The 12,335-nt window shown below is 53.5% G+C and carries 13 protein-coding genes; 5 read left to right on the top strand and 8 right to left on the bottom strand.

Features of this window, described 5'->3' with window-relative positions; all coding sequences use genetic code 11:
• Positions 1-98 precede the first annotated feature (98 nt).
• The 6 genes from MLE19_RS10230 to MLE19_RS10205 all read right to left on the bottom strand — a co-directional run bounded on the left by MLE19_RS10230 (position 99) and on the right by MLE19_RS10205 (position 5,405).
• Positions 99-530: a helix-turn-helix domain-containing protein gene (locus MLE19_RS10230; RefSeq protein WP_240718083.1), complete on the bottom strand. Its 432-nt coding sequence runs from the start codon at positions 528-530 to the stop codon at positions 99-101.
• 2 nt (positions 531-532) lie between these two features.
• A complete protein-coding gene (locus MLE19_RS10225; RefSeq protein WP_240718082.1) occupies positions 533-823 on the bottom strand; it encodes a type II toxin-antitoxin system HigB family toxin in 291 nt (96 codons plus the stop codon).
• 93 nt (positions 824-916) lie between these two features.
• Positions 917-2,644, bottom strand: a complete 1,728-nt coding sequence (locus MLE19_RS10220; protein WP_240718081.1) for a mechanosensitive ion channel family protein — start codon at positions 2,642-2,644, stop codon at positions 917-919.
• Positions 2,645-2,834: 190 nt separating this feature from the next.
• A complete protein-coding gene (locus MLE19_RS10215) occupies positions 2,835-3,374 on the bottom strand; it encodes a GDYXXLXY domain-containing protein (protein WP_240718080.1) in 540 nt (179 codons plus the stop codon).
• Positions 3,364-4,434: a DUF4401 domain-containing protein gene (locus MLE19_RS10210; protein WP_240718079.1), complete on the bottom strand. Its 1,071-nt coding sequence runs from the start codon at positions 4,432-4,434 to the stop codon at positions 3,364-3,366. Before MLE19_RS10210 ends, MLE19_RS10215 begins: the two co-directional genes overlap by 11 nt.
• Before the next feature lie 2 nt (positions 4,435-4,436).
• On the bottom strand, positions 4,437-5,405 hold the full coding sequence (locus MLE19_RS10205; protein ID WP_240718078.1) for a DUF2157 domain-containing protein: 969 nt from the start codon (positions 5,403-5,405) through the stop codon (positions 4,437-4,439).
• Between the two features lie 250 nt (positions 5,406-5,655).
• Here MLE19_RS10205 and msrP point away from each other — a divergent pair, with 250 nt between their 5' ends.
• The 3 genes from msrP to MLE19_RS10190 all read left to right on the top strand — a co-directional run bounded on the left by msrP (position 5,656) and on the right by MLE19_RS10190 (position 9,164).
• Positions 5,656-6,672, top strand: a complete 1,017-nt coding sequence (gene msrP / locus MLE19_RS10200; protein ID WP_240718077.1) for a protein-methionine-sulfoxide reductase catalytic subunit MsrP — start codon at positions 5,656-5,658, stop codon at positions 6,670-6,672.
• Complete coding sequence (gene msrQ, locus MLE19_RS10195; protein WP_240718076.1) at positions 6,672-7,289, top strand: protein-methionine-sulfoxide reductase heme-binding subunit MsrQ; 618 nt, start codon at positions 6,672-6,674, stop codon at positions 7,287-7,289. The genes msrP and msrQ overlap by 1 nt, the downstream gene beginning before the upstream one ends.
• Before the next feature lie 99 nt (positions 7,290-7,388).
• Positions 7,389-9,164, top strand: coding sequence for a S8/S53 family peptidase (locus MLE19_RS10190; RefSeq protein ID WP_240718075.1), 1,776 nt, complete (start codon positions 7,389-7,391; stop codon positions 9,162-9,164).
• An 86-nt stretch (positions 9,165-9,250) separates the two neighbouring features.
• On the opposite strand, the gene MLE19_RS10185 is transcribed toward MLE19_RS10190, so the two are convergent.
• Positions 9,251-9,829 carry an NAD(P)H-dependent oxidoreductase gene (locus tag MLE19_RS10185; protein ID WP_240718074.1) on the bottom strand — a complete coding sequence of 193 codons (579 nt, stop codon included), beginning with the start codon at positions 9,827-9,829 and terminating at the stop codon, positions 9,251-9,253.
• Positions 9,830-10,027: 198 nt separating this feature from the next.
• Between MLE19_RS10185 and MLE19_RS10180 the strand changes: the two genes are divergently transcribed.
• A complete protein-coding gene (locus MLE19_RS10180) occupies positions 10,028-10,930 on the top strand; it encodes a LysR substrate-binding domain-containing protein (RefSeq protein ID WP_240718073.1) in 903 nt (300 codons plus the stop codon).
• A gap of 153 nt (positions 10,931-11,083) precedes the next feature.
• Here the strand turns inward: MLE19_RS10180 and MLE19_RS10175 are convergent, their stop codons facing one another.
• Complete coding sequence (locus MLE19_RS10175) at positions 11,084-11,773, bottom strand: YoaK family protein (protein WP_240718072.1); 690 nt, start codon at positions 11,771-11,773, stop codon at positions 11,084-11,086.
• 338 nt (positions 11,774-12,111) lie between these two features.
• Here MLE19_RS10175 and MLE19_RS10170 point away from each other — a divergent pair, with 338 nt between their 5' ends.
• Positions 12,112-12,330, top strand: a complete 219-nt coding sequence (locus MLE19_RS10170; protein ID WP_240718071.1) for a DUF1656 domain-containing protein — start codon at positions 12,112-12,114, stop codon at positions 12,328-12,330.
• Positions 12,331-12,335 lie beyond the last annotated feature (5 nt).

Below are 12,335 nucleotides of genomic sequence, written 5' to 3'. Positions count from 1 at the left end.
CTCACCATGATACTTACCAAGCACAGTAAAAAGAGTGAAAGTGATGTAGAAAGCGTTCACTTGTAGTACTTCGGTAGTCTCAGTGCCATAAAGCTTTATCAGGTCAAAACGCGTAGCTTTTCCCTGGGTTCTTTAAACGAGTCGGTTGCGATGCCAAACCGCTCCGAAAGCTCGCAGATTTGGCGCCAGTTCAGCTTGCGGCGCCCACTGAGAACTTCAGACACCACCGATTGAGCGCCAATTTCAGGTAGCTCGCTCTGCGCTATCCCATGCTCTTGCATAAGGTAGCGAAGTACCTCATTTCCAGACACCTCAGGCATCGGGCGATGTGCTTCATCATAGGACTCAATGATATCACCCAAGCGATTCGCCAGGCCGGCAAGTGGGTGTGTCTCATCGTCACCGACAAGATCAAGAATTTCATCAAGCGCCTCGACCCGGGCATCGTATTCAGCTTCGGAATGTGGATCGCTAAGAAGAGGGGCAAGATAAACCCAGTGTTCCGTCGCTTGCTCAACGAGTGCGTGCATAGTCACTCCTTTTTCCACTTACCCTTGTCATACTCTTTGTGATCAAGGATATGGCGGATAAATACTTTTTTAATCTGATAATGAACAACAGCGATTAACCTCAGCTTGTTGCCACCTATGTCAAAAACGTGAAAGTTTCCCACTTTATCAGTGGCTGGGAATAGCGCTTTCATGGCATTGAAATCTTTTGGGTCATTAGACTTCATCAGCCGATACCATGCTTCTAGGGCAGTGGCAGTATTCGGGTTTGCTTCTATAGCTTCCCAAATACGCTTCTGTGTGATGACGTGCACTAGCTAAACCCTCATTTATATAACCATACTATAGCAAAATGCGATAAATAGCAAATTGCTATACACGAGAAAGTAGCGCTGCTTAGCGGCCACCTACTCTGATGGCTTCACCTCAACACTATCCATTTCCCCCGAGCTTTTCCCTTGCGACCCACGGGCGATATCGTTGTGACTGATCACCACAATGTCTCTTGGCCACCACTCTGGGTGGTTATCACGGATAAAGGCCAGCAGTTTCTCGCGCACGTTCATTTCCGCTGTCCAACCGGCTAACGGGTCTGAGGTCATGAGATAACAGGTGACCGTTTGCGCCGTGCCTGTTTGCGCGGTCACGTAACAGAGCAGTTTATGGTGCTCGATAACGCTATCTTCTTCTTTAGCGAATTCGATAAATTTATCTCTTAACAGCCCTATATCAGCACTCAGGTGAAGCGTTAGCTCCAAGAACCGATACATTTTAGTGCTCTTGACCGAGAGGTTCTGGAAAGGCTTGGAGGTAAAGTAAGTGACGGGCACAATCAAACGCCGCTCATCCCAGGACCTAAGCCGGATAAAGGTATAAAAGATACCTTCTACATAGCACCACTCGCCTTCAAAGATCACCAGGTCGCCAATACGTATGGGCTTGGCAAACGATAGCTGAAACGACGAAAGAATATTGCCAAGAACCGTTTGTCCCGCCACACCGACTAAGACGGCTAATACGCTGGCAGAAGCCAGAATGGATAAGCCAAGCGTTTCGAAGAGCTGAACCTGACCCAATATGTAGATTGATACACCGGTCACGGTGATCAGAATAATGGCTCGACGCAACGCGTAGAGTGACGTCAGTAGCCTGCGCTCATCTCTAGGCTTAGTGTCGTCGATTTCGCCCACGATACGCCGCGTCAAACGCAGCATAATAGTATCCACTAAGCGCAGCGCAATCGTGCCCACCCCCCAGGCTAAAATACTGATTAACAACACCCGGAAAGTGGTCGTGGCGACCGCCGAAAAAGACACCACATAATCCAGCAGCATCTGGGTAACCAGCGACATCGCAATCAACGCTGCGGGCATGCCAATTTGGCTGGCAAAAATGCTCGACATCCCAGAAGGCAGCCATTTTGACATTAATCCAATCAAGCGGTGGACACCCCACCCGACCATGACAATGAACAGCAAGAAAACGGGAATGGCAATCCACTCCCAAATCCTCAAGATGCCAAATGAAGACTGCAGGCGCTCAGGGATATAGCTTTCCAGCATTGAGGGGCCGTATTGCTCATACAGCACGGGTATATACGACACGCTGATCGGCATGATCAGCCACACCGGCTCCTGTTCACCTACACGGTATCTACCCAATCGAATATCGTAGGTTTCGCCATCGGCTTTTAGAGAGGAGACTTCAACATTGCGACGGGTCTCGCCAACGCGGGGATTTTGTCCCGCGGGGTCTTCAATCACGGCGTCTTCTCGCCCTGGCAGGTCAGAGACGGTCAGCCACTCGCCGCGTTGAAAAATTTCCGCTAGCTGCCGGGCTAGCTCACTCCCCTGTTCGCGTTGCTCCTCGTCTGAGAATTCGGCGAGATTGAGCATATGAGCAGCGGCTTCATACTCATCCTGATCCGTCAGATCCAGAAAGCTCCTGATCGCTTCCCGTGGTGTTACCCGATTCACCTCTTCAGGGGGGGCACCAAGCCCATTATTTAACGTATCGATGGTAAACCACCGGCTATCTTCGCTCTCTCCTCCTTGAGTTTGCGCCGCGCATAGACTGGAAAAAGTCAGTGTGAGGACTAACACCGCCCATGCGAGCCATGAATCGTTTACTTTCATAAAGACCTTATTCATTTAGGTGGGCTTGTCTGCCTACCACCGACGAACCAATTATTTGGCCAGGCCAGGTGTTATTACCGGGCCATCCTTGTCAGTGGGAGGTCGAATTACAGCTTACCTGCCTGCAGGGCGCAAGGCGCAGTATGGTTTTAAGCAGTAGTGGGAAACCTTAAGGCTTGGTAATAGAACGTCATTTAACCATTTTGCCCAAGGGGTTAAGCTCACCATCATGTAGCGCAACGAGCAGTGGCTCGCCCTTGGTATTTAGCCGAAATCGGCCATAACGGGCAGCCTCGTAGCGCTCAGCATGGCCCTCCTGAAAGAAGAATGCATCGGTGGCGAAGCGCACTTGGCCGCTGCGCAGCCGGTATTTCAGCCGCCGTTCGTCATTGGCTAACGCGCTCCCATCATCCAAGCGCTGAAAGTGTGCGATACGCTGTTCGTCCAAACGTACAACCACATAGCCATTGCTTGCTTTCTGAGGCGCCTCTTGCAGAGCATTGTCTTGTTGAAACAGTGCGCTGTGAGCTTGGTTGGCGAGGGCAAAGTTCAGTGCCATATAGTCGCCCTGCATTAATGAGCGCGGATCGACTGGCGCCAACTCAAGGTACACGATTTCACCCTCGGCTAGGTGACGCTCTTTCTGCCAAATCGAGCCATTAATGACGACCAACACGACAACAGCGGCTAATACTATGATCCAGCGGTTTCGCTTATGGCTATGGCTCATGGGCAACGCCTTTTGCGGTCGGCTTGGCCGCCATTAGCCACCGCCACCATAGCCAACGCAGCGCCAGTAGCAGCCCACCAAGCATCATCAGCGTTAGCGCTTTGGTTAACAGCGTTGCGTCCAGCCAGTAGTAATAACTGCCAATGCCCATCAACAGCGAAAACACGCCAAGCCCCATCACCAGGCGATGCCCCATTGCGAAGCCTAATAGCAAGAGCACCACACCCTCGCCGACCCCCGGCGTATAGAAAGAAATCAGCAGCACTACAACAGAGCTTAGATAGAGCCCCCAATGGGTTTGGGATTGAAACGTTGTACATAGCAGCACTGCCAAAGAGAGCGCGACTAACACGGCGCTCAACCAGGGTGCTGTCCATGCAAAAGCGTTAATGGTATGTGTCTCAAACCAGAAGGCAAGCGGCTGGCCGCTATGCGCTAAGCCCTGCATGACCAATAGCCCTATTAACAGGCCATAACCCCACGCTTGTACGTCCCGAATGCGCCCAGGCCAGCGAAACTCATTTAGCCAGAGCAGTGTCAGCGCCAGTAGAACCATTCCACTCGCCATTGGCGCCATGGCGTGCAATGCCAAGGCCATATAGAGCGCTAAGCTGGCGGCCAACGCTGAAAACGCACGGTGAACGAGGCTCGGCATGATCAATGCCAGTACGCTCTGCAAGCCTAGCAATGACCAGAATAGGTAAGCAGATTCATGCCAAAACGCTACCGCCGCCCAGGCGATTAACAGTTGTCCGGCTAAGCTAACTGCCAGCGCCAAGTGTTCGAGCACATCACTGCGGGCACGACGAAACAGCCCATAAGCCGCGCCGATCATTGCAAGCCCCAGGCCCATTGATGCCGCAGTGCTCTCCACCACAAACACCACGCCCATGGCGATAAAGCCAAGCAGAAACAGCGCCGCCAACCAGCCGGAAAATGCCTGCAGTGCCCGCACAAACCAAGGCGTTTCAAGCGTTGCGGGGGTTGCTGGCTCGTTTAATGTAACGCCCGCTTGGCTGAGCCTGGTTTTTAAATCGTTTAACTCATTAGTGCTACTCATGACTAGGAGATCTCCCGGTGTAGCCGTTTCAGCCAAACCACCGCGCCTGCGCCCATCGCCAGCACCACAATGGCGATCAGCATTAGACTCCCCTCCTGCCACTCTCCCTCCCACAACAACACCCTGGCTAGCAGAAGCGTGGCCACCGTTAACAGCGAAACAGCGCCCCCCGCAATCATAAACAGATCAGGCAGCCAATAGCGGTAAAGGCTATAAAGCACTGCCAACCAGAGTGGATAAATCGCCAGCACCGCCGACCATACGAGACCTACATCGGCTATCAACATCATCGTTAACAGTGTTATCGACACCCCACTGCCCACCGCCAGCAAGCGTACCGCGCACTGCCGTGGCCAGCCCCGGTAACGGGCACCCCATTCCCAGGTTGCCAAGGCCAGGGTATTGAGTCCAAACAGCCCCCACAGTGCAGCATCGCTGCTGGCCAACACGCCAAACGGGTCGCCCCAGGTACGGAAATAGAGCCCGACGGCCAGATTAAGCAGCCCCAGCCACATCACCCAGAGCAGTTCAAAACGGGCCACCCAGACCCAGGGCAACGTCAGCAATGCCCAGGTAAAAAACAGCTGCCAGGGGTCAGCGCCGGTTTGGTACACCTGACCAAACAGCGCCAACAGCACGCCCACCAACAAAGACGCGGCCGTTAACGCAACACGCTCAAGGGTAAGGTTGCGTTTACCCCAAACGGCGATACCTATCGCCAGCACCATCGCCGTTTGTACCACGCCAAAACGCAGCCAGCGCCCCATCTCAGCCCAGTTGTAAGCAATAAAAAATAGCACTGCGAAGGCCAGCGCCAACCCGCCTAGCCACAGCAACAGGCGATCAATAAACAGAGCCCAGTCGCGAGGCGAAGGGCGCAGCCCGGAAGCCTGAACTGCACGCGCCACCTGTTCAGGCGGTATCACGCCTTGGCCGATTAACAACACGAGATCACGTCGTGTAGAAGCCATGGGGTTCCTTGGCATTAGATTAGAGACTTAAAGAAGAGTGTCTGTATTAGGATCATTAAGCCAGCCATACGTGTCATTAATACATTAGCTGTTGTTAGCACGCCAAACAGACCGCCCGCTACTTATTCTTAAACACACTTCGATACAAGTTATGTAGAACCTTTTATTTATTCCAGCGTCTTACGGTCACTTTTTTAGAAAGCGGCTATGCCCGCCCTAAAACTGCCATAGCCTTAACGGGAGACACCCCATGCTAATAAAAATTGCCAAACCGAGTGATTTACACGAATCCGACGTAACGCCGGAATCTATCTACCTCTCCCGGCGGCGTTTTATGGGCGGTATGGCGGGGTTAGGCGCAGGGCTCGCCCTTTCCGGCCACGCCCGCGCCAACGCCGACTACTCGGATGTACCCGAAAGCAGCGCACCCGAGTGGCTAAAGGAGAAAATCAGCGAAACTCAGTGGCGGGCTATCACCCCTAGCAACCCCGAAAAAGATAAAATCGCCCCTTTTGATGACGCCAGCGGCTACAACAACTTTTTCGAATTCGGCACTGATAAGGGTGACCCCGCCCGCCATGCGGGCAGTCTGGAAACCCAACCCTGGAGCGTGGTGGTCGATGGTGAAGTGAACAACGGGGGGCGCTTTGCCCTTGAAGATTTCGCCAAACCAACGCAGTTTGAAGAGCGTATTTATCGCCTGCGCTGTGTTGAAGCCTGGTCGATGGTCATTCCCTGGCTGGGTATTCCCCTTGCCGACGTGATCAAACGCGCCGACCCCACCAGCAAAGCCAAATACGTGCGCTTTGAAACCCTGGTGGATCCAGAGCAAATGCGCGGGCAGCGCTCCTCGTTCTCGATCATCGATTGGCCCTACGTGGAAGGTCTTCGCTTAGATGAAGCAATGAATCCATTAACGCTGTTGGCCATGGGGATGTACGGGCGTGAGCTGCCCAACCAAAACGGCGCGCCACTGCGGCTGGTAGTGCCCTGGAAGTACGGTTTCAAAAGTATCAAGTCGATTGTGCGGATTTCACTGGTGGAAGAGCAGCCGGTTAACTCCTGGCAGCAAATTGCCGCAGAAGAGTACGGCTTTTATGCCAACGTTAACCCAGAGGTAGACCACCCTCGCTGGAGCCAAGCCACCGAGCGGCGCTTGCCTAATAGCCTGTTCAACACCAACACCATAGATACCCAAATGTTTAATGGCTATGCCGACGAAGTCGCCGAGATGTATGCGGGGTTAGATTTGAGGAAGAACTACTGATGGCAACGCAGTACAAATGGCTAGCTTGGCGCGTCGCGGTATTTCTAGCGGCGCTTGCGCCGCTGCTGTTCTGGAGTTGGCAGGTGGCGAATAACGCCGCAGGCCCCGAACCGGGGCGCTACCTACTGCTGAATATCGGTATCGGCGCGCTGTGGTTGCTGCTATTCACCCTTAGCCTTACCCCACTGGCCAAGCTCACCCGCTGGAAAGGCTTTGCGCTGATCCGGCGCCAGCTCGGCCTCTGGACGCTGGCCTACGCCACCCTGCATATGCTCAGCTACGCACTGTTTATTCTGGGGCTTAACTGGGCGCTGCTGAGTAGCGAAATCGTCAAACGCCCCTACATTATTGTCGGCATGATCGCGCTGATTGGCCTTGCCGTGCTGGGGGCTACCTCCAACCGCTGGGCGATGAAGTGCCTAGGCAAGCGCTGGAAGCCGCTACACAAATTCTCCTACGCCATTTTGGGTCTGGTACTGCTGCACTTCTTCTGGGTAGTGCGCGCCGATATGCAGGAGTGGGCCATGTATGCCGCTATTGCCGCGCTGGTCATGTTAACTCGACTTCCGCCAGTGGCTCGCACACTGCCTAAACTTCGTTACCGGTTTAGCCGCTAAAACGTAAACGTTACCCGCTAGCACAGAATGGATTCATGTTCCGTTAAGTTAATGCGTTTATGCTGCGTGCAATTAATCGAATTGTTTGGAGTAGTTGTAATGGCAGTAACGTATTTGAGCACTTTCCGATGGGTTCCGGCACTGATGTTAATGTTGATTGCGACTGTCGCGGCGGCTGAACAACCTTTGCGAGTCGCACAACTGCAGCGCTGCGGCAATCTGCTTCAGATGGATACCCAAGAATTCTGCCTGCGCGTCAGCGGGCTTGATAGCAGCGACTTTCAGGTAAAGTTAAACGGTACGTCGCTACCAGCAGAAGATATCACCCACAACGATGAACGGGTGAGAGTGCGCATCAGCGATTCTGACGCAGAAAGCGGGCCACTCTGGTTTGAGCAGCATGAGCAGCACAGCAACCCGATCTGGGTCAGCCTCAAGGGCAGCCATGTGGTAGCAGCTACGGACCAAGAGGTGGCCAAAAACATGGATGACATCACCACCTACGTGGACTTAATCAGCCTGATTATTGAAGAGAGCCACGATGGCGCCGAAGAAGCCCAGCGTTTAGCAGAAAAGTATGACGCCGAGGTGGTCGGCATGATTCCGCCCCTCAACACCTATCAGCTGCGCCTGCCCGCCAGCAACCTGGATGAGCGCGACGCACTAGTACTCAGGCTCGGCAATGAAGTCAGCGTAGATGCGGTGGTGATTGAAGAGTCGGGGGCAGAAGAGAGTATTGAGAGTGAAGCGGGCAACCCACCCGACGCGGATAATCAAGAGTGGGCCTCCAACCGCTTTCTGGATGCGGTGAATTTTTACCAGCGACGCCTATCATTACAAGGCCAGGGCGGGGATATTGAGACGCAGCCCATTCGCATTGGCGTCATCGAACGAGAGGTTGATTTTGACGCCCCGGATTTTGCCGACTACCTGGGTGACTGCCGCACTGAATCGACGAGAACCTGCGTTTATGCCCGCGATGCTACCGAGCCTGACGGCCACGGCACAACGGTTGCCGGTGTGTTTGCCGCGGCATGGAATGAAGGCGGCAACAGTGGCTTTCTACGTGGGCTGGACGATGTAGGCCCGGGCTTTGATGTGATTGTGGATCGCAATTCGGATGCAGGTATTACCGCTAACATCGCCGCCTCGGTGAACCTGGTGGAAGACGGTGTGCGCGTACTCAACTGGAGCTGGGGCATTCACCGGGTAGGGGCAATCGACATTAACGGGAAGGAGATCGATTCGTTAGTACGTTCCGGTATTGCCATGAGCGGTTACGAGGAACTGCTTGAAGAGTTCTTCTTATGGCTACGACGCGAACACCCCGATGTCGTCGTCGTGAATTCAGCAGGTAACGGGTCATCATTTTCTGGCCGGGACGAGTATCGTCTGCCCTCCTCGTTCGTGACCGAGCAACTGTTTGTTGTAGGTGGGCATGAGCGCAGCGATCAGGATGTACAGGTTACCGACCCCAGGTATGCAATAAAACGCAGTGCATCGAATATCGACATGCGCGTGGATATTACCGCAGCGGCCTGTGTGCGTGGGTCATCTCTGATAGAAGGTGAACGGGGCGAGGCGCATTGCGGTACTTCTTATGCAACGCCCTTGGTGGCCGGGCTGGTGGCGGCCATGATGTCGATAGAACCTGAACTGTCGCCAGCACAGTTACGCATGCTGCTGCGGCGTAGCGCCATGACCATCGGTGAAGAGTACGATTTCGAGCCGACTGACGCAGATGACCTGACCGCCCCGATATTGCCATCGGAACGGGCCAATGATCTTAACCACCCGGATATCGGCCTTTCCGCCCGGTTGGATATGTACAAGGCGCTGGACCTGACAGTGCAAAGTCTGAACCGGGATCGCTAAGTTCACCACAAGCAGATGAAAACGCCCACCTAACGAGGTGGGCGCTTCCTGCACGAGGGCTTCAGCTAATGACTTTAATCAGCACTTTAGCCAAGGACTTTACGCAAATGGTCCCGGTAATCGGCTTTGTTGCGATCTACCTGTGGCACTTTCATCACATCGTTGGCGATAAAGGTCGGCAATGCCTCAAGGCCGATAAACGCCTGCGATTTGTGAAATGGAAAGTAAACACCATCCACACCACGCCCTTCAAAGAAATTGTCCGGCTCGTCGAAGGCTTCCAAAGGGGCATTCCAGGTCAGCGACAGCATGTAGCGGCGCCCTTGCAGCAAGCCGCCACTGCCATACTGTTTAGTGGGGTCTTGCCGCGAGCGGCCATCGCTGGCGTAGAGTGAACCGTGGCCTTCTGTGAACACCTCATCGATGTAGCGCTTAACGATCCAGGGCGTTCCCATCCACCAGCCTGGCATTTGATACACAATGGTGTCCGCCCAAAGGTAGTTCTGCACTTCGGTCTCAAGATTGTAGCCTTGATCAACCACCGTCTCGCGCACCTCATATCCCATTTCCTGCAATGTACTCACTGCCACGCCATGCAGCGTATTGTTGAGTTCACCGCCAGAGTGGGCAAACGCCTTGCCACCGTTAATCAGTAGAATATTCATTTAACTATTTCTCTCCATAGGGTTACCCACCACCTCTAGAAAGAGTAGACATGGTGTTAATGGCGCGTATTGTGGTAGCAACAGCCCGAAAAAAGAAGCACCGTTTCAGCAAGACACTTTTGATATAAAATCAACAATAAGAAACGACGACTGCGGTCTTCGACCACTTAATGACAAGCGCTTTAAGAGAAGCACGCCATGAAAAGCACCCTTGAAGAACAGCAGGCCTTTGTGACGGTGGTCGATAGCGGCTCAATCACCGGCGCTGCCGAGCGGCTTGGTATCACCGTTTCCGGCGTTAGCCGTGCGCTCAATCGCCTAGAGCAGAAACTTGGTGCCACGCTACTGCGTCGAACCACTCGCCGCTTGGAGCTAACCGAGGAAGGCGAGACGTTTCTTGGCCACTGCCGCGCTATTCTTGCCGCCGTGGAGATAGCAGAAGAAGCAATGCTGGATCGCCACAACCAGCCTCAAGGCAGGCTGCGAGTCAACGCCGCTCCCAGTTTTATGCAGTTTGTGATCGTGCCAGTGATTGGCGAGTTCCGCGCCCGCTACCCCGGTATTACGCTGGAGTTGGATACCCACGACCGCTTTGTCGACTTGCTGGAACAGCGGGTCGATTTAGCCATTCGCATCGGCGATTTGGAAGATTCATCCCTTCACGCGAAACCCCTAGGCCACAGCCCGTTGCGACTTCTTGCCAGCCCCAGTTATCTTGAACGATGCGGCACACCACAAAGCGTCGACGATCTTCAGCATCACAGCCTGCTTGGCTTCAGCCAGCTTGAGCATCTCAACCGCTGGCCACTCACCCGCGCCGATGACAAGCCGTTGCATATCATACCAACGCTGGCAGCCTCTAGTGGCAGTACGCTAATTGAACTCGCCATTGCGGGGGAAGGCATTGTTTGCTTGGCCGACTTCATGACCATCGCTCCCCGCCAGAAAGGCACGCTGATAGATGTTCTTCCCGACCATACCGAACGCCAGAATCAGGCCGTTAACGCCGTTTACTACCGCCAAGCAACGCTTTCCCAGCGGGCACGATTGTTTATGGATTTTCTGGCTGAACGGTTGCCGGGGAAGTATTTGCAGGGGTGATTTCTTTATGTGAGCCAATGGCCCATTGATTAAAAAACTGTTGCTCGCCGCCACCCCATGGCGGGCTTGATAAACCAACCGCAGGGGGCCGCTCTTTTTCGTATCTCTCGCTGCATAGAGCGCGAGCACTGGCGCAGACGACGTGCCTCCCCGTCACGCTCTTCTGGCGCTCACCAACTTAGTTGCCGTTCGCACTGTGATAACAATAGCGCTCAAGGGCACAACGATCAAAACACCACCCAGCGCCAGCATTGCTTTGAAACCAAACACATCGAACAGCACTAACCCGACGATACACCCGGTCAGAAATGAAAGAATCGTCGTCAAATGCGTGTAGAGCTGCTTTCTGCAAGAGCGGCGGTCGGTCGCCTCACCACGTGACACTAATGATGATAAGAAAGAGCCTAATGCGATGCCAGCATCCGTCAGTGTGCCGGTCACATGGGTCGATCTCACCCGACCGTTCGAGAGCTGCGTCGAAGTCGAATTGTGCACGCCCATTAAGAAGCCCAGCGCTACCAGCACTTCGGCGTTGAAGCGGGTCGAGTAAAACAGAAGTTCAAATACCGACACTGCGGTCAATGCCATGCCTTCCGCCATCAGAATCAGGCAGAAGATGGTTCTAAGTTTCTGGCCTACGACCACGGCAACGCGTGCGAGCGTACTGCCTATCACAAATGCCAAAAGCAGGGCTGCCAGAAACAGAAAGCCATGGGCATTAGAGCTGGCCACTTCGGTCGACATTTGTGAGGCATTGCCACTCATGTGTGACGGGAGAAAACCAAAAGCACCCAACGCCATAGCATTAAGAATACCGGCAGCCGTCGCCAATACCAGTGCCAAGCAACGATCCTCGGTATGAGATCGAGCCTTCTTCTTTTTGATCAACAAACGCCTTCTCCAACCACTTAAGAGTTGGAAAGTAGGACACCACGACTAAAGTATGGTTCTAATGTATCTAAATTAGTAAAATAGCATTCTCAACTTCAATCCCGGTGCCCAAGAACCATCAAGTTTGTAGACGAAGACGCTCCTCTGTCAGGCAAGATCCGTTTAAGCTTTTTTTAAGTTCTCTTTAAGCTCACTTTAAGTTCTCTATGCTATAACTAGAGCGGAGCATCGCCCCGACCACCCACGCTGCTCTTTTCTCTTTGCAGGACTTCAGATTACGTAAGGATATTATGGGTCTTCAAGAAATTGCCGTGGGCGGCATCTATTTCAGCCCACTGTTGATCTTTGCCCTGATCGCTTTTATCGGCACGCTGGTCATTCGCTCGCTGCTGCACTGGGTGGTCGGCGAATATGCGCTCTGGTATGAAGCCTGGTTCGATATATCGCTTTTTGTCATCTTAATGGCGGCAACTACCTTTCTATTTACCATCTTGCTTGAAAGCCCTTGAGCCAG

Origin of the sequence: Vreelandella neptunia, assembly GCF_022489065.1 — a bacterium.
GTDB lineage: Bacteria > Pseudomonadota > Gammaproteobacteria > Pseudomonadales > Halomonadaceae > Vreelandella > Vreelandella neptunia_A.
This window is presented reverse-complemented; position numbering and strand designations above follow the sequence as displayed.